The organism is Dolichospermum sp. LEGE 00246, assembly GCF_015207865.1.
In the GTDB taxonomy this organism is placed as follows: Bacteria; Cyanobacteriota; Cyanobacteriia; order Cyanobacteriales; family Nostocaceae; genus Dolichospermum; species Dolichospermum heterosporum.
In genome coordinates this window covers 1-21,430 of sequence record NZ_JADEWA010000016.1, presented here as the reverse complement: position 1 = coordinate 21,430, position 21,430 = coordinate 1, and the positions used below count along the sequence as shown (strand labels likewise).

Here is a 21,430-nt window from a genome sequence, read left to right as displayed (position 1 = left end):
CGCAGAGAACGCAGAGGAGAGAACAATGCAGCTTACACCCCAAGAAAAAGATAAATTATTAATTTTTACTGCTGCTTTAGTAGCGGAGAGAAGGAAAAATAGAGGTTTAAAATTGAATTATCCTGAAGCAGTCGCTTTTATTTCTGCGGCGATTTTGGAAGGTGCAAGAGATGGTCAAACTGTGGCAGATTTAATGAGTTATGGCACAACATTATTAACTCGTGATGATGTCATGGAAGGTGTACCAGAAATGATTCATGATGTTCAAGTAGAAGCCACCTTTCCTGATGGGACAAAGTTAGTAACTGTACATAATCCAATTCGGTAGAAATGATTAAGATAGGAGAAAGTGCAAATCAAGGAAAAACAACATGAGATTAACATCAGTTAATATTCAAGGTTATCGGCCTTTCAGAAATTTTGAAGCCCAGTTACAACCACTAGAAATTATTGTTGGTGCTAATGGTGCGGGGAAATCAAGTTTGTTTGAATTTCTCAAATTTTTGCGAGATAGTCTTTATCAAGATATCCCTCCAGAAATTATTTCTGGTTCTATTGGTCAGCAGATTTTTCATATTCCAGGACTAGCTAAGTTCCAATGGGACATTGAAATTGATACAGGTCTTCCAACTGGTATTAGATATCTGGGAGAACTTATGGGTCCGGTTGGTCGAACTCAAGTTTCCTACGAAAGAGTAGAATCATCTCAACCTTTTAGTGATAGATACAGTAGTCCATACATATATATGGATATTCAAGGTAATAAAGGTGTAATTAGAGAACCTGGAGAAACAGGATTTACAACATTAACATCAGATAAATTAACACAGGATATTGCTTTAAAGCGTTCTAATCAACTGACGCTAAATGCAATGACAAATCCATCACTGGAAGCATTATATAACTTACGTGAATATATTCGTGATTGGAGATTTTATAGTTCCTTCAATATAGCAAGTCAGAAAATTCGTCAATCAGTTCCCATTGAACAAGAACCGATTTTACATGAAAATGCAGGTAATTTAAGTTCAGTTCTTTTTTCCTTAATGACTGAACATCGTCCAGCATTTGATGAATTACAACAACATTTACGTTCTGTAATTCCTGGCTTTAAAGGTTTAACAGTAAAAGCACGTGGTGGACCAGGAGAAGTGATCGCTTTTTGGCGAGAATCAGGTGTTGATGATGAGTTAAGTCTTGCTGATTTATCAGATGGAATTTTGCGTTTGATTTGCTGGATTTGTTTATGTGTACACCCAAATCCACCATCTTTAATTTGTATTGATGAACCGGACCAAGGTGTTCATCCTCGGACATTACCTGTTTTGGCTGCTTTATTTGAAAAAGCCTCTGAACGCACTCAAATTTTATTAGCAACGCATTCGTCTTATTTTCTCACACAATTTGATATTTCGCAAATTGCTGTACTCAGAAAAGAAAAAGGGGAAGCAAAATTTATTAAACCTGGTAATTCTCAAGTTCTCAAAGATATCCTTGATGATTTTGGTGCAGATGAATTACAACAATTACACCGTAGCAATGAATTAGAGAGACTTCCATGAAAGTTGAAATTTATGTAGAGGGGACATCTGATAAATATGCAATGGAGGCACTATTAGCACCTTTAATTGACCAGAAATTACAGCAAGGTATTAGTATCAAATTTTTTGCAGTTAAGGGAAATGATAATGATAAAGGAGGAGATGCTAAGAAAGATTTATTAACAAAGACACCAACTAAAGCAGTCAATATTATCTGCAATCAGCCAGATTCAATTGTGGTAATTATGCCAGACCTATATCCCAAAAATAAAGGCTTTGAACATGAAACAATTGAAGAACTAGAAAATGGGATTTCAAATACGTTCAATCAGGTATTAGAGTCTAAAGGAATTAATGATAATCGCTTAAAAGAGCGTTTTCGAGGTTTTTGCTTTAAACATGATTTAGAATCCTTAATTTTGGCTGCTGAATCCCAATTAATGAGCATACTTGGTGTTAATTCTCTTGCTGTAAAATGGATAACACCAGTTGAGGAACAAAATCATAATATTCCACCGAAAGATATTGTAGAAAAAATATTTCGAGAATGTGGTAATAAATATAAAGGTTCTGTAGATGCACGAAGAATATTAGAAAGTGCAAGATATCAAGATATAGCCGAACTATGCCCTCAAGCATTCAAACCATTTGTACAATTCTTAGAAAATTTGTCAATATAAATTAAAAGAGGAAAAACTCAATTATGATACCAGGCGAAATCATTACCCCATCTGGAGAAATAGAACTAAATCTAGGTCGTCCCACGACTAAAATAATAGTAGCAAATACAGGAGACAGACCAATTCAAATAGGATCACATTTTCACTTTTATGAAGTCAATACCGCTTTAAACTTCGACAGAGAAAAAACACGAGGAATGAGATTAGATATTCCCGCCGGCACAGCCGTCAGATTTGAACCAGGAGACGAAAAAGAAATAACATTAATTCCCCTCGTTGGTAGTCGTCAAATCTACGGATTCAACAATAAAATTGACGGAAACCTCTAAAACTCTCTCTGCGCCTCTGCGCCTCTGCGTGATAAAAAAAAGGATAAACTATGACATACAAAATGAACCGCCAAGCCTACGCCGAAACCTACGGACCAACAGTAGGCGATAAAATTAGATTAGCAGATACCGAACTATTTATAGAAGTAGAAAGAGACTTCACAACCTACGGTGATGAAGTGAAATTTGGGGGTGGAAAAGTCATCAGAGATGGCATGGGACAATCTCCTATTTCTAATCAGGATGGGGCTGTAGATTTAGTGATTACAAATGCTTTAATCCTCGATTGGTGGGGAATTGTCAAAGCAGATATTGGCATTAAAGAGGGGAAAATTTACAAAATTGGTAAAGCCGGCAATCCCTATATTCAAGACAATATAGATATTATCATTGGACCGGGAACAGAAGCTTTAGCCGGTGAGGGAATGATTCTGACGGCGGGGGGAATTGATACCCACATCCATTTTATCTGTCCTCAACAAATTGAAGTCGCTATTGCTTCCGGTATTACTACCATGATTGGTGGTGGTACAGGACCAGCTACGGGAACAAATGCCACGACTTGTACCCCTGGACCTTGGAATATGTATCGAATGTTGCAAGCTGCTGACGCATTCCCTGTTAACTTAGGATTTTTAGGAAAAGGTAATACCAGTCAACCTCAAGGGTTAATAGAACAAATTGAAGCCGGGGCGATGGGATTGAAACTCCATGAAGATTGGGGAACAAATCCAGCCACAATTGATACTTGTTTAACCGTTGCTGATGAATATGATGTGCAAGTAGCAATTCATACTGATACTCTAAACGAAGCCGGCTTTGTGGAAGATACAATTGCCGCTTTTAAGCATCGTGCTATTCACACCTACCATACAGAAGGGGCTGGAGGAGGACACGCACCAGATATTATTAAGGTTTGTGGACAAAGTAACGTTTTGCCATCTTCTACTAATCCTACCCGTCCTTACACTGTCAATACTCTAGATGAACATTTAGATATGTTGATGGTATGTCATCACCTAGATGCAGCTATTCCTGAAGATGTATCTTTTGCTGAATCCCGTATCCGTCGAGAAACGATCGCTGCGGAAGACATTCTTCACGATTTAGGCGCGTTTAGTATGATTGCTTCCGACTCCCAAGCAATGGGGCGTGTCGGTGAGGTAATCATTCGGACTTGGCAAACGGCACATAAAATGAAGGTGCAAAGGGGAAGCCTTGCTGGTGATAGTCATGCCGATAATTTACGAGCTAAACGTTATGTTGCTAAATATACAATTAATCCGGCAATAACTCATGGTATCTCTGAATATGTGGGGTCGGTAGAAGCGGGAAAATTAGCCGATTTGTGTTTGTGGAAACCTGCTTTTTTTGGTGTCAAACCGGAAATTGTGATTAAAGGTGGCATGATTGCTTGGTCACAGATGGGTGACGCTAATGCTAGTATTCCCACACCCCAACCTGTATATATGCGACCGATGTTTGGCAGTTTTGCGGGTGCTAGAAATGCGACATCATTAACTTTTGTGTCTCAAGCTGCTTTGTCCAGAGAAATTCCTCAACAATTAAAATTAGGGAAGTTAGCGATCGCAGTTTCAGGAACTCGTCAAATCACTAAGCGAGATATGAAATTAAATGATGCTTTACCCGAAATTGAAGTAGATCCAGAAACCTACGAAGTTCGCGCAGATGGTGAATTATTAACTTGTGAACCAGCAACCATTTTACCAATGGCACAAAGATACTTTCTGTTTTAGAAACCCTCCAGATTGAGAATTATTTTATTTCCCAAATTTTGAGTTCCTAATCAACATTTAAGATATCACCGCTGATAATCTAAGTAGGTGAATACAATAAAAATTGGTGTCAACTTAAGCTACAGATAGATAGGTTATTTGTTTGGCTGAGATCCCCGCCCAGAAACGCCATGCTATCATTCCCAGGCGGGTTTTACAGGAATATTCGGTAAGCATAAAGCTCAGTGGCTAAAGCCGCTGAGAGTGTCCTTATTTGAGAATAGGGCGATCGCCTTATCAGTGGCTTGTTTAAGATTCCGAAAACAGACAATATTTCCCTGAGAGTGTCAATAGGTATTTTGGGTTGAGAAAGTCATCAGGTCTGCAACTTAATCAATTGTCCGAGATTTCCACGGTAATGGATCAACAGATTGTCCGTTCACATACAAACCCCAGTGTAAGTGCGGTCCAGTAGATGCACCAGTTGAACCGACTGCACCAATTTTTTGCCCTGCTTGCACAAAATCACCTTCCTTGACATCTATACGACTTAGGTGCATGAAAATGCTGATAACTCCCTGACCGTGATCAATGCCTACTACATTACCATGAACCCGGAATCCTTGGGATACTTTACCCACTAAAGCAACTCGTCCAGCCGCTGGGGTAATTACGGTTGAACCCACTGCACCTGCGTAGTCTTGTCCACGATGGTAGTAGTCTTTGGCAAATTCACCATTGTAGTAACGACGGACTCCATATTTAGTGGATGTTCTCCCAGCATTGGGGGTAAGAAAAGCACCATTCCAATATTTTTCTGGTGTCTGTAGGGCTTTTAATTCTTTTACGCGCTTGAGTTCGTACTCGGTAGCATTAACTCCAGCTTTTCCAGGTGGTAGGGTAATCCGTTGAACGGGAAATTGGCGATCGCGCACCTTTACTGATAAATTTTGTTCTTGTCCATTTTCGGAAACTTTAATGGTTCTCACTCCAGCCTTTTCTAAGGGAGTTGTAGGCACAAAAGAACGATATTTACGAGGTGCAATTTCAAAGGCTGGATATATTTTTTCCCCCACTGTTACAGTAGGATTGCTGGTTTTCTCTGGGGTATTTGCCTCAATGACAACGGAAATTGTATCTCCCAATTGAGGATTTTTAGGTAATACTTGTACTTCTAAAGCCTTTGCTGATGAGATTAAAGCAATGGGAAAAGCAGCAATTATGCCTATAAACATTTTGGCAGGGTTGATAATACTAAAACCTGACAATTTATTCTCTGGATTAATAGGGTTACGGATGATAGTCATAGGCTGATCAACAAATTTTTTGCGGCTGTTAATTAACAGACTAATTTATTTTAGTTAATGTTTCCCCTCAAGGTTAATAAATAAGTAAGTAGGTTGGCGTTGAAAATTGTCGTTATGGCAAGGCACTCATGCAAGAGGCAAGAGTGAAGAGGGTTTGGGCGATTTTACGTTTCTTTACACAGTTTGGTTTTATTGTGTTCACCTACTTAGTCTGGCAAAATAAATTGTATATTTGGAGAGGAAATAGGTAACAGATCAGAAATATAGAGATTTTTGTGTCCTCAGTGAGTTATAATTACGGTATAAACTGGAAATTAAATTATGAATTATTAACAATACTATTGCCAAAGCCCTGAAACCCTATTGATATAGTCACGATTTTCTTGGGTTTCAGACATATTTTGGAAAATTGGCAATAGTATTGATTAAGCTCCCATACCTGAATATTTTTTCAGTCCTCTGCGCCATAAAAAACGATTGGCACCAAAAAATATAAGAAACCAACCTGAGATTGATAGAAATCCTCTGGTTAAATCTACAGGTAGTCCTACTAAAATACTAGCTGGAAAATTAATCATATAAGGAAAAGGTGTGAACATAACTATGTTTCTAATGTTTTCTGGAAAAACATCTAAAGGTGCTATCAAACCTGATAAAAATACAAAAAACAACAACCATAAATTTTCCAAAGCTGCGGCTCTTTCTGTCCAAAATGCAAACATAGCAAAGGTATATTGAATGATAAATCTTAAAGCAAAAACCATAATTACTGCTAAGATAAATAGAAATAAGTTAGTTATACTTGGCAACCAAAAGGCTTGAGGATAGAGAACAAAAAAGAGTGCTGCTAAAAGCAATACAAAAGGCATTCTAGCGACTCTTTCAGCCAGATGGTTGGCAACATGGTGCCAAACTGGATCTAAAGGCTGTAATAATTTTGGCGAAAGTTTACCTTCTAATACTTCTTTTTCAAAATCATAAATTACCCAGACAACGGTGATTTGCCTAGCCAGAAAAACTGCGAAAAAATATCGAGCGAAGTCTACAGATTTAAAAGCAAATTTACCACTATCAGCAGCTTGCATCCAAATACCCATCATGATAATTGGTAAAGAACCAGCTAAAACCCAGAAGATTAATTCGGATCTATATTCCAGCAGATTAGCATAATATACTGATAGCAAAGTTAAGGATTTTTTAACAATTTTGTTCATAGTTATTAATGGTTAAATCCTCTTTGAAAAACCCTACCAATTACCTCTTCTATTGGTGGTTCTGTAACTGTTAAATCTATTACTTCTAAATCGGCTAAAATCTGAGAAACAGTGCGAGTCATGGTTTCTTGTTGGACAATAAATCTCACGGCTCTTCCTTCTAGCATTTGCACATCACCATAGGACATAAGTTTTTCTAGTGGTAATTCTTGAGCTAATTCGACATAAATTTCTCGATAAGGAGCAAAATTTTCTAATAATCCATCTAATCTACCATCGTACATGAGTTTTCCTTGATGAATTAATAACACCCGTTCACACAAAGCTGTAATATCAGCCATGTAATGACTTGTTAATAATATTGTGGCTTGATATAGCTGATTATATTCTTTTAAAAAGTTACGCACTCCTACTTGAGCATTAACATCTAATCCTAAAGTTGGTTCATCTAGAAATAAAACTTGGGGACGGTGTAAAAGTGCTGCTAACAGTTCAGCTTTCATCCTTTCACCTAATGATAATTTGCGGACGGGTTGGGTTAATTTACCTTCTAAAGCCAGCATTTCTGTTAGTTCTCCAACTCGACGTTGAAATTCTTTATCAGAAATATTATAAACTGCGGCGTTAATTCTGAGAGAATCTAATGCTGGTAAATCCCAAATTAATTGCTGTTTTTGTCCCATCACTAAGGTGATTTTTTGCAAAAATGCTTCTTGACGATTAAAGGGAATAAATCCACCGACTTTAACCGTACCTTTAGAAGGATGAATTAATCCTGTTAGCATTTTTAGGGTGGTAGTTTTGCCGGCACCATTAGGACCTAAAAATCCCACTATTTCTCCGGTTTCAATGGTGAAAGTGATATCTTGAACGGCAGGAATTGAGCGATAGGTGCGACGGAAAAAATGGTTAATTGTTCCCTTAATACCTGGTTGTTTTGTGGATACAGGATAGAATTTATTGAGTTTTTCTGCTATAATCATTGACATGAAAAATTTATTTCCTTCTGCCTGATAACGTTGAGTTTCTTCCCTCTAAATAATAATCACACAAATTGCCAGAAAAAGTCTGTCTTGAGGAGGAGGATCATTTTTTTCTAAATTTTCTAATTCCTGATTATTTTCTAGTTAATCTATTCTTACTTCTCTTTAATTCTTCGTCCTGACTCCTGGACTCTTGACTCTTAATAGGGAACATACTGACCTATGACAGCCTACTATCAGTCTGTCATTTTTCGTTGTTTGCTAATATCATAACTTGCGATAAGTATAACATATCCCCACAACTAGTACATCATGGCGTAAATAAAGCAACCATTTTTAAGCCTTGTCATCAATAGACATCTCCAGAAATTAAAGATACTTGGACTGAAAACCCTGTAGAGACGTTATATTGAACGTCTCTACAATCTTTTTTTGGAGATGTCTAATCAAATTTTCAGAGCTTTTAATGGTCATCTTATTTACGCCGCAGTGTACTTACTCAAAACGGCTTAATTGTTTGATTCTAAACGTAGGGGTAAAGCATGAGCTAAACCCCTACACATCTGGGTTCTTTGTCATTTGGCAAAAGTTTAAATCTCACCCGTGTTTAGTATAGTTAATAACCTGACAAATATTTGCCATAGCTACTACCAACTATGGGGAATTCAAGACTTTTAACTCTGTTCCCTGCTATCACACAGGGTTTTGATTATGACATCGCTTGAATGATGTAATCAAAGTAAGGTGCAGTTTCCCCAGCGTCTTCTGCATTTAATAAATCCAAGGACGCTTGTTTGAGAGAGGTAATAGCTTCTACCATTCCAGGTACAGGAACGCCTAGAGAGTTGTACATTTCCCGCACACCAACCAAACCAATTTTTTCAATAGGTTCTTTGTCACCAGCAAGTACACCGTAAGTAATTAGGCGTAAGTACCAGCCAAAGTCCCGAATACACAAAGCCCGTTGTTTTTCACCGTAAGCATTACCACCGGGGGCGATAAAGTCAGGGCGTTTTTGCCAAAGTTTTTTGGTGGCTTCTTGAACGATCTTTTTCTCGTTTTCGGAAAGGGTGGCGGCGATTCTTGTGCGCTGCACACCTGTTTCCAAAAATGCTTTGATGTTTTTGAGTTCGCCACTGCTGGGGTAACGCAGTTCGTCGTCAGCTTGGAGAATAACTTGGCTAATTACAGTCATGATTATCTAAATGAACTGAAATATTTATATCTGCTAGTTTACCGACTTTGAGGGACATTCGTGAAGTGTATGGGAAGATAGAGATAAATGAATTTACATTCGACATTGGGGAACTTCCGCTTCCCAGTGAGAAAGTTCCCTGTTCTCTAGCAACTGACTAATGACTAATATAATGTGGCGACAAGATGAAATTATTGAACTGGAAATTACTGATTTAAGCGACACTGGGGATGGTGTGGGACGCTTTGAACAGAGGGTAGTTTTTGTTCCTGATACTGTTCCAGGCGATCGCCTACTTGTTAAACTATTCAATGTTAAGCCAAAATATGCCTATGGTCAGGTGCAGGAATTATTGCAAGCCTCGCCTCAACGGGTGCGTCCCAGTTGTATCGTCGCTGATAAATGTGGTGGTTGTCAGTGGCAACATATAAATTATGACTACCAATTAATCGCCAAACACAATCAAGTAACTCAAGCCTTAGAAAGAATTGGCGGTTTTGTGAATCCACAGATAGATCCAGTCCTGGTAACTGCTGCATCCTTTGGCTATCGCAACAAAGTCACCTATCCTATTGGTAGGTCAGCCACAGGTCATATCCAAGCTGGATATTATCACAAAGGTACTCATAAATTAATCAACTTGAATCAATGCCCCGTCCAAGACCAGCGATTAAATCCCCTATTAGCTGAAGTAAAATTGGATATTGAAAAGCAAGGTTGGTCAATTTATGACGAAACCCGGCATAAAGGCTTAATTCGCCATTTGGGTTTACGCATTGGTCGTCGCACAGGAGAAATGCTGCTAACTTTGGTGGTCAAAGATTGGAATTTACCAGGAATTGAAACCCAAGCACAGCAATGGTTACAGCGTTATCCTGAGTTAGTTGGTGTGTCACTTAACCGCAATAGCGATCGCACAAATGCTATATTTGGATCAGAAACCCGTTGTCTAGCTGGAACCCCCCACCTCCAAGAAAAATTCGCCGGACTAGATTTTCAAATCGGACCGGATACATTTTTCCAAGTGTACACAGAAACAGCCGAAGCACTCCTAGCAGTAATTCAGTCAGAACTGAACCTACAAGGAGATGAAATCCTCATTGATGCCTATTGTGGTATAGGAACATTAACTTTACCCCTAGCTAAACAAGCACGGCACGTCACAGGGTTAGAATTGCAATCAACAGCAGTACAACAAGCAACTATCAATGCCAAAGAAAATGGAATCAATAATGTCACATTCCAAGTAGGCGCAGTAGAAAAGATTCTCCAGAATCTGGAAATCATCCCAGATGTCGTCTTACTTGATCCGCCCCGCAAAGGATGTGAAGCTAACGTCATAAAAATATTAAGAAACCTGAAACCATCTCGAATTGTTTACGTCAGTTGTAAAGTAGCCACCCTCGCCCGTGACCTCAAATTACTTTGCGAAGATGGGCTATATAAACTCACAAGAGTGCAACCTGCCGACTTTTTTCCTCAAACTGCCCATGTAGAAGCAGCCGCTTTTCTCGTCCTATCGGAAAATGATCAGAATAGTTAATTCCTCCCAAAAATAAAAATCAGGAATTTGTAATTTAGTTGATACTCATAATGCTAAGATGGAATTACATAAAAATAGAAACTCATTTTGTTTTAAAGAAATCGAAGCTGTATAGAATCTGAAGGAAGAGATTAAATTGTGTTAAATACAAACTAGCAGTTAATCAGAGCGTCCTGCCCATTCTGTTTAAAAATAGCAATTCTTATTCATCTAATGAACGGATTGACTTTAGCAAATTGTAAACAAACAATATGAATTCTCATTTTCAGTTATCAGCCAAGAGCATTTTTATAAATTTAGTTTTACAGACTCAAATTTGAAGGCAGCATGACTACCTAATTTTTATCAGAATGCCTGAAAAAGCTTTCCTGATGTCTAGCTAAATAAAAGCTACGGGGTTTCTCTTGTGATTACCATTTCTCTTCGTCCAGTTGGGCGTTATTGGGGGACAATTAGTTTTGCCTCCACCCTCTATCTTTGTCCAATCCTAGATTTACTCTTGAACGATATTCCCGTAAAATTACAATCAGAACTACGACTAGGACTCCAAGAAGCCCTAGTCAACGCGGCTAAACATGGGAACAATCTTGATCCCGGTAAATTAGTCGTAGTTCAGTTCTCATTAATAAATAATCAGTATTGGTGGATTATCTCAGATCAGGGCAGCGGTTTCACACCCTCCCTCGAAGATCATAGTGATCCCGATGACTATTTACCACCGGACGAAGCAGAAAGTGGGCGGGGTATGTCCTTACTGCATCAGATTTTTGATCAAGTAAAATGGAATGGCAAAGGGACAGAACTTACCCTTTGCAAGCAAGTAGAAAGCCGTCGGTTACTATCTTTGCGAAGATAACAGGTGCTACGCCACGGGGACAGGTGAGAGTTATTTCTTTATTACCTCGCGCTGATGTCCGTGCGTGGGGCAAGGAGGGGCGGAAATTGACTTATCTAGCCAGCCCACAGCCTGTTCTAGCCTAGCCTGTGCTTCTTGGGGTTCATTTTTGACCAAAAATACCATTGCGGCGGCTGCCTGTTCACTAGCGCGGACATTGCGATTAGACTTGAGCCGATGCCAATCATCAGGAGAAATACTCAGCCGTTCCATAAGTGCCTGTGCTAGTTCTAGAGTGCTAATTTCATTGAGTTGGCTAGTTTGCGACATAAGACCAAGTGCCGAGTTAAGAGTAAAAGTTATGATTTAATCATCATAGCTAATGAACAATCACCAATGACTAATTTAGAGGAAAATCCCCAGCCAGATTTTGCACAGGAATTGGTAGAAGTGGAAACTTCACTACGGTTATTAAAAGATAGATATGCTCAAGTGCAAACAGATCAACAACAAAAGGCACAATGGCAACAAGAATTAAAAAATTTAAAGGAAAATAGAAAGCAGACTCCAGAAATTAAAGCCGAGTTAAATCGCCTTCAAAAACAATTAGAAGGATTAGAAATCAACTTAGAAAGCCAGTTGTTTTCTTGGGTAAGTCTGAAAAGACCTTTTTGGCAAGCTATTCGTTTTGGCGGTTTAGGTGTTATTATAGGTTGGTTATTAAAATCTTGGGTTGGTTGATTTAAAAGATCCCCGACTTCTTTAAGATCCCCGACTTCTTTGAGAAGTCGGGGATCTGACTCTTTAAAAAATACAAATTGTAGAAAATGCTAAATTCTCGTATTGCAGAAATATTAAGAAGTGGTAAACCAGAACAAACTTTGGTAGTCCAAGGTTGGGTAAGAACAAAACGCGAATTAAAAGGATTTGCATTTTTGGAAGTTAATGATGGTTCATCTTTGGGTAATTTACAAATTGTCATTAATCAAGATTTACCAGACTATCAAGGAATATTAAAACAGATCAATACAGGTGGTTCTATTGAAGTATCAGGAGTCCTAGTAGCTTCCCAGGGTAAAGGACAAAGAATAGAATTAAAAGCAGATACAGTGAAAGTATACGGAGATGCTGATCCTGATACCTATCCTCTGCAAAAGAAACGCCATTCCTTTGAGTTTCTCCGCACCATAGCCCATTTACGTCCGCGAACTAACTCCTTCGGTGCAGTATTTCGAGTCAGAAATGCTTGCGCGACTGCTATTCACCAATTTTTTCAACAACGGGGTTTTTTATGGGTACATACTCCCATTATTACTGCGAGTGATTGTGAAGGTGCGGGTGAATTATTTAGTGTGACCAATTTCAATTTAAAGAATGTTCCTAAAACAGAAAATCAAGAAATTGATTATAGCCAAGACTTCTTTAGTAAACCTGCATATTTAACAGTCAGTGGCCAATTAGAAGCCGAAATTATGGCAATGGCTTTTACTAATGTCTATACTTTTGGTCCCACATTCCGGGCTGAAAATTCTAATACTTCTCGACACTTAGCCGAATTTTGGATGGTTGAACCAGAAATGGCTTTTTGTGATTTAGAAGGTGATATGGATTTGGCTGAAGAGTTTCTCAAACACATTTTTAAATATGTGATGGAAACCTGTCCCGAAGACATGGAATTTTTTAATGAACGGATTGATAATACTGTCTTAGAAACTGCCAATAATATTATTAACAATCAGTTTGAACGATTGACTTATACAGAAGCAGTCAAACTTTTAGAAAAAGCTGATGTTAAGTTTGATTACCCTGTGAGTTGGGGTGCGGATTTACAATCAGAACATGAACGCTATTTAGCTGAACAATTGTTCAAAAAGCCTGTTATTGTTACAGATTATCCTGCCCAAATTAAAGCTTTTTATATGCGGTTGAGTGACGATGAAAAAACCGTCCGCGCTATGGATATTCTCGCACCGAAAATAGGCGAAATTATTGGTGGTTCACAACGGGAAGAAAGACTTGATGTTTTAGAAAAACGGGTATTAGCCCAAGGTATGAAACCAGAAGATTTGTGGTGGTATTTAGATTTACGTCGTTATGGTACTGTTCCCCACGCTGGTTTCGGTTTGGGGTTTGAAAGATTGGTGCAATTTATGACGGGTATGGGAAATATTCGAGATGTCATTCCGTTTCCTCGCACACCACAAAGTGCGGAGTTTTAATTATTTTAGAGGCGTTATCAATAACGTCTCTTCTATCCTCCTGGATTATAAATTATCCAAGGTTTTAATTGGCGATCGCACCATTTACCCGCAACTAACTCTGTTACTAAAGGTGTAATCATAAATTTAGCTGGAAAACCCCCCAATACATCCACTCGCACACAAGAATAAGGCTGTTTACTCTCAAAACCACTCCCACTCCGTCCCACATACAACAGCGAATCAGCAACCTTACGACTGGAAAGATCCCCATTATTATTGAAAGTTTCCAGCAATTCTCCTCCCTCTTGACGTTGACGACGAAGACGACGACCACTACCACCGGAAATAATATAATTAATATAAGAATCTGCGTGTCCTGTATTAACAGTTTGCAAATGCTCAAGACAATGTGCGTGTCCGCTGAATATTATATCTACTATTGGGCGTTTCTGAGTTATATTACCTAAACTTGTTGCCACCTCATCAAAAACTTCCCGTAACCGATGACGAACCGCTAAAGTTTGCCTTTGATTCCATTTACTGCCTTCTGTAACATAAGGTGGATGATGGAAAAATATTACCCGTCCTCTAATTGCGGTATTCTGCCAAGATGCAATTAACTTTTCTTTTAACCAAGTCAATTGTTCAAAATCAACATTAGTATTTGTATGAGATTCTAATTGCTTTTCAATATCAATTTTCACTTCATTGATTTGGTCTAATTTTGCCCCAAGTTCAGCCAATAATTCCGCGTCATCAGATTTCTCAGGATTGAGTTTGTCACATTCCGTCAAAATCCGTAATTCTTCCTTGTCAATTTCCTGACGACGTTGCCCTAATTCCCGACGAAAATCATCCCCAGCTTGGTTATTAGGTAAAGGGTCTGGAGTATTGAAAGTGTTAGAATCTAAGGCAAAAAAGTCAATACCAGCGTAACAAAAATTATAGTAGCGATTAGGTAAACGAGTAAAATTCCCCGGCTGATAACGCAAACATTTACCCGTACCGATTTTAGCGTTGTAATGCTGTTTTAAATATTCTTCTAAGTCAGTTGGAGAAACTGCCGCCAAATAATCTAAAAATGCTCTAGCATAAGCATCACCTTGATTTGAACCATACCAACCAATCTCAATATCTTTATAACGCAACATCCGCCGCAAAGGCAAAGTTGGACCAGTTAACAACCGATAGAGTAAAGGCACATCATAGTAATCATGATTACCCAGCACTGGTAAAATCGGTAGCTTAAATACCATCTGATCATAAGCGATATCTTGAGGCTGATGACCACCCACCAAAAATTCCCGATAAGGTTCAATAAAATTGGCTGGGTAATATTCACGAGAACCCACCATATAAATCACATCACCAGTGTGCAGTACAAAGCGGCAATCATTACCATGATTTACCATCATTTTGGCAACTTCCCGTTGGGGATGGTGTCCAGAATAGGACTTAGTGCCAGTATCACCCATCACCATAAACGAAAAATCTGGACTTTCTGAGTTGCCATCATCTATCACCATGCAGGTTTGGTCAATTCCCTGCTGTAAAATACTCGAATGCTGCCAGCGCACCCGTTGTTTCATCTTTTGAATTTTGACAGAAATCGGTGGTTCAGAAATCAATTTCATAGGAAATAATATTGTCAGAATCAGGATATCCAGGATTTAAGGATTAACAGGATTACGGTTTAAAGGCGTTGGTGAATCGAGGTATGAAATTTCCAAATAGAACCTTTAAAAATCTTACCTTTGCGTCTTTGCGCCTTTGCGTGAGACTAAAATTCATACCCTTAATCAGCAACACCCGGTTTAAATTAGTCCGCGCAGGTGGACTTTGTTTGTGTAGAAGTGACTTCTAGTCGCCTAATATTGATAAACTAGCGAAAACCTGTTTCACCAATTGCTGAGTTTTATTTTCTAACTGTTGCCAATCCACATCCCCATATTCATCAATTAAGCTAGTATCAATATTAACTGCTGTATTCTCTGGACTATAATTCAGAAAACATACTTGATAACACAAATCCCACAAATCTAGATTGACTTGTTGTCCATTACGTTGTAAAAGCAAATGATATCCTGCATGAGGCATAGGTAAACTCGCCAGAGTTCTTCTAATTTCCTCCGCTTGTATGGGTGTTGTGGTTTCTATTTCTTGTACCAACTGAGTTACCAAGGCTTTGGTTTTATCAGGGGTATTGGCAGGCCAAGTTAATACATCTTGATAAGTGCCTTGCCAATCAGATATATCCAACTGCTTGCGAAGATTATCAATCACACGAATGAACGCAGGTTGCATCAAGATTTCAGCTTGTTGCCATGAGGTAGAATTAGTTATCTTAGGTGGCATAGCTAGTCAATAGGGATACTGATATAGGAGGAGTCAGGAGTCACCGAGTCAGGATTCAGGAGTTAAGAGTTAAGAGTCTCTTACCATAAGGCTTTTACTATAGATTCTGTATCTCATTTAAGTACATACCGCTGTAGTAAAACTAGCAATTTGGTTCAATACAAAACTATACTTCATAGCGATCGCCAAGGCATACTCAAAACGGTTAGGAAATGGACTTTTGTAGTAGTAGGGGTAAAGCAAGAGCTTCATTGGTGTCAACTTAGGTTACAGATGGCTTATTTGTTTGGCTTCCACACCCGCCAGGGAATAAATTCCCTGTCTCATAGCTCAAGTCCGTTAAAACGGACTAATGAATTTTCCTAGTATTTAGTCATCTTTTAGATGACTTTCGCTATTAGCAAGGAACTTGAGTTCCTTGCGGGATGAAGATTTTGCGTTAAGTTGACACCATTAAGCTTTTGCTTTACCCTCCTGGTTGAAACAAGGAAACTCTTCTTCTTCCCTCCTGACTCGGTGACTCGGTGACTCGGTGACTCGGTGACTCCTGATTCCTAATACAATTTAAATCTTTTCTCAAGATACCTGATTTCAGAAAGAGAAATTTGGAGATATTGACTACTAGCGGGAAAATTAAGCTGTAAAGCTGGAGAGGGAAATTATGATAGGCAAATTACTAGATCATCGCTACCAAGTCATTCGCGTCTTGGCGACAGGGGGATTTGGTCAAACCTATATTGCCCAAGATACCAGACGGCCAGGCAATCCCATCTGCGTGGTTAAACACCTGAAACCAGCTAATTCTGACCCTAACATCTTTGTTACTGCTAAACGCCTGTTTAATAGCGAAGCAGAAACGTTAGAAAAATTGAGTAACCATGACCAAATACCCAGACTTCTTGCCTATTTTGACGAAAATAAGGAATTCTTTTTAGTCCAAGAATTTATTGACGGTCATACTCTCAATGAAGAACTTATCCCCGGACAGCCTTGGAGTGAAGCCCAAGTCATGCAAATGCTGCTGGAAATCTTGAGTATTTTAGAGTTTGTTCACCAGGAAGGTGTGATTCACCGCGACATTAAGCCAGATAATATTATTCGCCGTGCGGCTGATTATAAATTAGTTTTAGTAGATTTTGGTGCAGTTAAACAATTGCGTTGGCCTTGCCCGCCGCAGGCATCGCCCTTGGTGGTGGTCGGCGGACAGCAAACAGCTACAGTAGCCATTGGCACGCCTGGGTATATGCCTACAGAACAGGGACAAGGTAAACCCCGTCCTAATAGTGATATTTACGCTTTAGGGATTATCGCCATTCAGGCATTAACGGGAGTCCCAGCTAGTCAATTACAAGAAGATCCAGATACAGGGGAAATTAACTGGCAACATTTAATTCCTGTGAATCCTGGTCTAGGCGCAATTTTAACGAAAATGGTGCGTTACCATTTCAAAGAACGTTATCAAACAGCAACGGAAGCTTTACAAGCTTGTCAAGAGTTGGTAAATATCACCCCCGAACTTGCCCAACCTTCCGTATCTCCTCAAATTATTTATCAATCTCCGCAAAATCTAGCTTCAAGATTTACACAGAAAACAATGGCGGTTTCGCCCGCTAATCATGTTCCTGTTCAACCTGCACCTCAACAATATATTCCCCAAGAATCTAATAAACCAGATCCTTTACCTTTATTAATTGGCATATTATTAGTTGGTAGTGTAGCCGCTTTATTTACAAATGTATATCCCAATTTTAAGAATTTAACTGGTAATCCAACAGGAGAAAAAACCAAATTAACAAATAACTGTATGGCTGTAGTTGCGGCTAATTCTAATATCCGTTCTGAACCCAGTGCCATCAATTCTGATAATATTTTGAAAACCTTGGGTGCAGCCAGTGAATTTGAGGTGACAGGTAAACGCACAAACCGAGGTTGGGTAGAAATTAAACTGTCATCTGGACGTTTAGCATGGGCGCATTCTGATATTATTGCTAATAATGAAACATGGATTTCTTGCCGTCGAGATAAAGGTTTGGCTATGCAAACTGTAGATGATAGTTCTTTAATTGCATCTCGTCCAGTTCCCCAAGTTTCAGCAACATCTGCTGTAGTACCTTCTCCAGTAAAACCATCCCCACCAGCCATTGAAGATAAGACAAAAACGGTGGCAAAAGCTCGACAAAAGTTTGAATCAGGAGATTTACAAGGAGCAATTTCTCTGTTAAAATCAACTTCAGGAAATGCTGTTTCTAGCATTAAAGAAACCGTTGACACTGTTAATCAATGGCAGAGTGATTGGGCAAAAGCAGAAGCGTTAGCTAAAGATATTAATAAAGCTATTGATAATGGTCAATGGGATGAGGTTTTAGCTTATCGAGATCATCCAGAAAAGCTCCCGAATATTAAATACTGGCGTGATAAATTAGAACCAATGTTTAAACAAGCTGCTGATAATGTTGCTAAACAAGCATTACCCCAAGAAAGTAAACCAACTCCTTCAGCAACACCAAAAGATGGGGTTTAAAATGAAATTTGTCTATAATAAAAACAAATGAGGTGAAATTATGCAATTTGTTTCAGATACAGAAGTGAATCAAGCTTTTGCCGCAGTTATTGATAAAGTACAACGTGAACCTGTGACTATACGTCAGCAAAATCGTGATGTTGCGGTTATTATGTCTATTGAAGAATATCAACGCATAACTCGGATTAATATTCAAGAATTTCAACAATTTAGAAAAAATATCGGACGTAAAGCTCAAGAACGTGGTTTAACTGAGGACAAGTTAAATAAGCTTTTAAGTGAAGATCAATAGTTTTATGCGTCTAGTTCTTGATACTAACGTTTTAGTTAGTGCCCTTCTGTCTCCTAATTCTGTTTCGGCACAGGTTTTAAACTGGGGAGAAGACAATGGAATTGTTTTAAGTAGTGAGACAGAATTAATTACACAATGTCATTGCGTTAGCGCAGCGTGGCGTTAGCCATAGGGAACGAAGTGAAATCAAGCAATCGCCAGGGTTGTGATTGCTTCCCTTTGCTCGCAATGACTGTAAATATTTTTGTCCAATTACTTATATTCTACCGCTACTTTAACAGAACTTTTGTCTGTTCTGAGGCGATCGAAATTTGCTAAATATATTGATTCTGATGACATTGATGGGTTATCTGTCCGTATTAAAACTGCATGGTTTCCTGTAAAAGTTTTGAAACAGGTCAAATTATGTCGAGATGCTAAGGATGATAAATTTATCGAATTGGCTTTAAATGGTGATGCTTCACATCTCATTACTGGAGATGCTGATTTGCTGATCTTACATCCAATTCAAAATATTCCTGTTATCAATCCACGTACTTTTTGGGATGAAATAACGAGATCAAATGAATTCTAGAAGACTCTGTCTGCCTTCTATTAAAGCAGAGGCAGAGCCTCTATGATGGCATTCCCAGTCAGAGACTGGGAACGAGATAAAAATAAATTATATACTTCATCACTCTATGGGAAACCCAGGAATAATTATGTCAATTTCCTGCATGAGTCGTAAAGTTTCTGTTAAAGTAATGACAATTTTTTGATAATGGTTAATTTCCTCAGCAGATAATTCTCGCTTGGCGTTTTTTCTGTCTTTTAACCATTTATCTAATACTTGATATCCACCAATCTTAAATTCCCAGATATGTGGGGGAATATCTGGAAAATAACTCTGTTTATTGATATAAACCCTTTGTAATTCTGAATTATAGGTAACTTCACTAACTTGATTATCTCCTATTCCTTGATAGATTGTAATTAAATTATTGAGTATATCCGATTTCATTAAATGTAAATTAACTAATTCTTCTCCTTTAATAGCTAATTCGTTAAATAGGTTTTCGTTACTGGTTAAGGGAAGACGAGGAAAATCAATCTTGAGAAATTCAGCGTAGCGAGTGCGATAAGTGGGACTATGAAATATTGCATAAGCATAGTAAAATATTTGTTCTGGAGTTGGTGTTTTACCCAGTTTTTCTTTGATAGCTTCTAAGAATTTTGGAGATAAATTAGGAGTTTTTTCTAGGAAAAGGTTAGTTTGTTTATTTTCTGTATTTGGATATGTGTAAAGTGGGAAAATACTTGGTCTTCCCCTATTACTAAAAAAACTACGATTATCAGCAATTGTATTAGAAACCATAAAATGCGTATATTGATTATCTCCTGAAGCTACTTGTCGCATTAATAATAAACCTAAATTATCTTGAATTAAATTATTTAAAACTTTTTCTTGCATCCTTCTTAAAATGCTGTGGTAATAGGTAAATCTTATATCAAATGGTCGGTAGTAAATAGGTTTAATTAATTCTTGGTTTAAACCGTCTCTTACAAGTAGTAAACGAGATTTAAAAAAGTTCCAATTAGGAGAATCAGAAATTTTATAAATTTCAGCTATATCTTGATCCAAAATACTATCATTGCATAATGTTTGTAGAAATTGTAATAATGTGTCTCGTTCAAAACTAATTAAAACATCATCTTTACCTGTTTCTATAACATTAGAGTAAACTGAAAATATATCTTGAACACTCCATAAACTTTGATATTCTTGTTCTATATCTAGGGAGAAAATTCTAGGTTTAAAAAAGTAATTAGGTTCAGTAGGTTGTACCTCTATCCAATCAACATTATCTAAACTTGCAGATTCTAAAAAATTATATTTATCCTCACGATTTCCCCAAACATCATAATATAATACCTTAGCCATTTCCTTAATCCCATCTCTGGATTTATAAGCACTAGAACCATAATCAGGTTTACTTTTTTCTCGCACAGCAATTAGAATTGCTACACCTTGTTGAATATCAAAAACATTTTGATCAATATTACCATCTGGAGTAGTTTCTTTTAATAAAGAATTACCATGTAAATCCATAATATATAAAGTGTCAAAATACTTTAATAATTCTTCTCTCATTCCCCGATGAACTAACCCATTAAGATAGGAATGATTAGTAATAAAACCAATAATACCCGCATTGTGACTATTATTTTCTATTTGATATTGAGCAAATCTAATAAATTTAATATAATCATCATCCAAAGGTTGAATATTTTTCTCACCTTCTAATCTTACCCTACCTTTATATAATTCTAAAAGTTCGCCAATGTGGGTTAATTCCGTAATAGTTTTACCTACTTTACCAGATTTATAAATTCTATTCCACACTGAACCAGTATATTCCACATCTGCTAAATATTTTTCATCTTGATTTAAGATTCTTTTCCGTTTACTAGCATTTTGAGAACTAACAGAATAAGGAGGATTTCCTAATACCACCGTAATGGGAATTTCTGTTTTCACTTTTGCTGCTTGACTTGATTCTTCCGCGATAATTTGGGTAATTCCCGGAATTAAATCACCTTCTTTTATGCCTTCTTCCAACGCATTAGTTAAATATATTTTTAATCTTTCATTTGGTGCAAATTTATATTTTAAATATCCCAGTAATACGCCTATTTTTAAATGTGCTATGGTATAAGG

General features: G+C 37.9%; 21 protein-coding genes. 12 read left to right on the top strand and 9 right to left on the bottom strand.

Annotation, left to right across the window (positions count from 1 at the left end):
* Positions 1-25: 25 nt before the first annotated feature.
* Genes ureA through ureC form a run of 5 tightly spaced genes read left to right on the top strand, consistent with a single transcriptional unit; the run spans position 26 to position 4,307 of the window.
* Positions 26-328 carry an urease subunit gamma gene (gene ureA, locus IQ228_RS02180; RefSeq protein ID WP_027403120.1) on the top strand — a complete coding sequence of 101 codons (303 nt, stop codon included), beginning with the start codon at positions 26-28 and terminating at the stop codon, positions 326-328.
* Between the two features lie 43 nt (positions 329-371).
* Complete coding sequence (locus IQ228_RS02175) at positions 372-1,562, top strand: AAA family ATPase (RefSeq protein ID WP_193962068.1); 1,191 nt, start codon at positions 372-374, stop codon at positions 1,560-1,562.
* Positions 1,559-2,221: a DUF4276 family protein gene (locus tag IQ228_RS02170; RefSeq protein WP_027403118.1), complete on the top strand. Its 663-nt coding sequence runs from the start codon at positions 1,559-1,561 to the stop codon at positions 2,219-2,221. Before IQ228_RS02175 ends, IQ228_RS02170 begins: the two co-directional genes overlap by 4 nt.
* A 23-nt stretch (positions 2,222-2,244) precedes the next feature.
* Positions 2,245-2,550 (top strand): urease subunit beta, encoded by a 306-nt coding sequence (locus IQ228_RS02165; RefSeq protein ID WP_027403117.1) that lies wholly within the window; start codon positions 2,245-2,247, stop codon positions 2,548-2,550.
* 50 nt (positions 2,551-2,600) lie between these two features.
* Positions 2,601-4,307 (top strand): urease subunit alpha, encoded by a 1,707-nt coding sequence (gene ureC / locus IQ228_RS02160; RefSeq protein WP_027403116.1) that lies wholly within the window; start codon positions 2,601-2,603, stop codon positions 4,305-4,307.
* Between the two features lie 368 nt (positions 4,308-4,675).
* Here the strand turns inward: ureC and IQ228_RS02155 are convergent, their stop codons facing one another.
* The 4 genes from IQ228_RS02155 to IQ228_RS02140 form a co-directional block, all read right to left on the bottom strand.
* Positions 4,676-5,593 (bottom strand): M23 family metallopeptidase, encoded by a 918-nt coding sequence (locus IQ228_RS02155; protein ID WP_027403115.1) that lies wholly within the window; start codon positions 5,591-5,593, stop codon positions 4,676-4,678.
* Between the two features lie 425 nt (positions 5,594-6,018).
* A complete protein-coding gene (locus IQ228_RS02150; RefSeq protein ID WP_027403114.1) occupies positions 6,019-6,807 on the bottom strand; it encodes an ABC-2 family transporter protein in 789 nt (262 codons plus the stop codon).
* Positions 6,808-6,812: 5 nt separating this feature from the next.
* Positions 6,813-7,796 carry an ATP-binding cassette domain-containing protein gene (locus IQ228_RS02145; protein ID WP_027403113.1) on the bottom strand — a complete coding sequence of 328 codons (984 nt, stop codon included), beginning with the start codon at positions 7,794-7,796 and terminating at the stop codon, positions 6,813-6,815.
* Positions 7,797-8,499: 703 nt separating this feature from the next.
* A complete protein-coding gene (locus IQ228_RS02140) occupies positions 8,500-8,985 on the bottom strand; it encodes an allophycocyanin subunit alpha-B (RefSeq protein WP_027403112.1) in 486 nt (161 codons plus the stop codon).
* A gap of 160 nt (positions 8,986-9,145) precedes the next feature.
* On the opposite strand from IQ228_RS02140, the gene rlmD reads away from it, so the two are divergent.
* The gene (rlmD, locus tag IQ228_RS02135; protein ID WP_027403111.1) at positions 9,146-10,528 is read left to right on the top strand and encodes a 23S rRNA (uracil(1939)-C(5))-methyltransferase RlmD; all 1,383 of its coding nucleotides are present in this window, start codon (positions 9,146-9,148) and stop codon (positions 10,526-10,528) included.
* 406 nt (positions 10,529-10,934) lie between these two features.
* Positions 10,935-11,384, top strand: coding sequence for an anti-sigma regulatory factor (locus tag IQ228_RS02130; protein WP_027403110.1), 450 nt, complete (start codon positions 10,935-10,937; stop codon positions 11,382-11,384).
* A gap of 30 nt (positions 11,385-11,414) precedes the next feature.
* Here IQ228_RS02130 and IQ228_RS02125 read toward each other — a convergent pair whose 3' ends face one another.
* The gene (locus tag IQ228_RS02125; RefSeq protein WP_027403109.1) at positions 11,415-11,693 is read right to left on the bottom strand and encodes a DUF6439 family protein; all 279 of its coding nucleotides are present in this window, start codon (positions 11,691-11,693) and stop codon (positions 11,415-11,417) included.
* Between the two features lie 66 nt (positions 11,694-11,759).
* Here IQ228_RS02125 and IQ228_RS02120 point away from each other — a divergent pair, with 66 nt between their 5' ends.
* Both IQ228_RS02120 and asnS read left to right on the top strand, forming a co-directional pair.
* Positions 11,760-12,104 carry a hypothetical protein gene (locus IQ228_RS02120; RefSeq protein ID WP_027403108.1) on the top strand — a complete coding sequence of 115 codons (345 nt, stop codon included), beginning with the start codon at positions 11,760-11,762 and terminating at the stop codon, positions 12,102-12,104.
* Positions 12,105-12,190: 86 nt separating this feature from the next.
* The gene (gene asnS / locus IQ228_RS02115; protein ID WP_027403107.1) at positions 12,191-13,582 is read left to right on the top strand and encodes an asparagine--tRNA ligase; all 1,392 of its coding nucleotides are present in this window, start codon (positions 12,191-12,193) and stop codon (positions 13,580-13,582) included.
* A 32-nt stretch (positions 13,583-13,614) separates the two neighbouring features.
* On the opposite strand, the gene IQ228_RS02110 is transcribed toward asnS, so the two are convergent.
* The 3 genes from IQ228_RS02110 to IQ228_RS27020 form a co-directional block, all read right to left on the bottom strand.
* Positions 13,615-15,198 carry a metallophosphoesterase gene (locus IQ228_RS02110; RefSeq protein WP_027403106.1) on the bottom strand — a complete coding sequence of 528 codons (1,584 nt, stop codon included), beginning with the start codon at positions 15,196-15,198 and terminating at the stop codon, positions 13,615-13,617.
* Between the two features lie 226 nt (positions 15,199-15,424).
* Entirely contained in the window at positions 15,425-15,919 is a 495-nt protein-coding gene (locus IQ228_RS02105) for a hypothetical protein (RefSeq protein WP_193962067.1), read from the bottom strand.
* A 117-nt stretch (positions 15,920-16,036) separates the two neighbouring features.
* Positions 16,037-16,171, bottom strand: coding sequence for a hypothetical protein (locus IQ228_RS27020; RefSeq protein ID WP_255549934.1), 135 nt, complete (start codon positions 16,169-16,171; stop codon positions 16,037-16,039).
* 409 nt (positions 16,172-16,580) lie between these two features.
* On the opposite strand from IQ228_RS27020, the gene IQ228_RS02100 reads away from it, so the two are divergent.
* From IQ228_RS02100 to IQ228_RS02090, 3 genes are all read left to right on the top strand, one after another.
* Entirely contained in the window at positions 16,581-18,440 is a 1,860-nt protein-coding gene (locus tag IQ228_RS02100; protein ID WP_193962066.1) for a serine/threonine protein kinase, read from the top strand.
* A 40-nt stretch (positions 18,441-18,480) separates the two neighbouring features.
* Positions 18,481-18,732, top strand: a complete 252-nt coding sequence (locus IQ228_RS02095; protein ID WP_193962065.1) for a type II toxin-antitoxin system Phd/YefM family antitoxin — start codon at positions 18,481-18,483, stop codon at positions 18,730-18,732.
* 244 nt (positions 18,733-18,976) lie between these two features.
* Positions 18,977-19,306, top strand: coding sequence for a putative toxin-antitoxin system toxin component, PIN family (locus IQ228_RS02090; RefSeq protein WP_071992809.1), 330 nt, complete (start codon positions 18,977-18,979; stop codon positions 19,304-19,306).
* Between the two features lie 99 nt (positions 19,307-19,405).
* Here IQ228_RS02090 and IQ228_RS02085 read toward each other — a convergent pair.
* Positions 19,406-21,430 (bottom strand): type ISP restriction/modification enzyme (locus tag IQ228_RS02085; protein ID WP_304511116.1); only part of this gene is annotated, 2,025 nt, incomplete at its 5' end.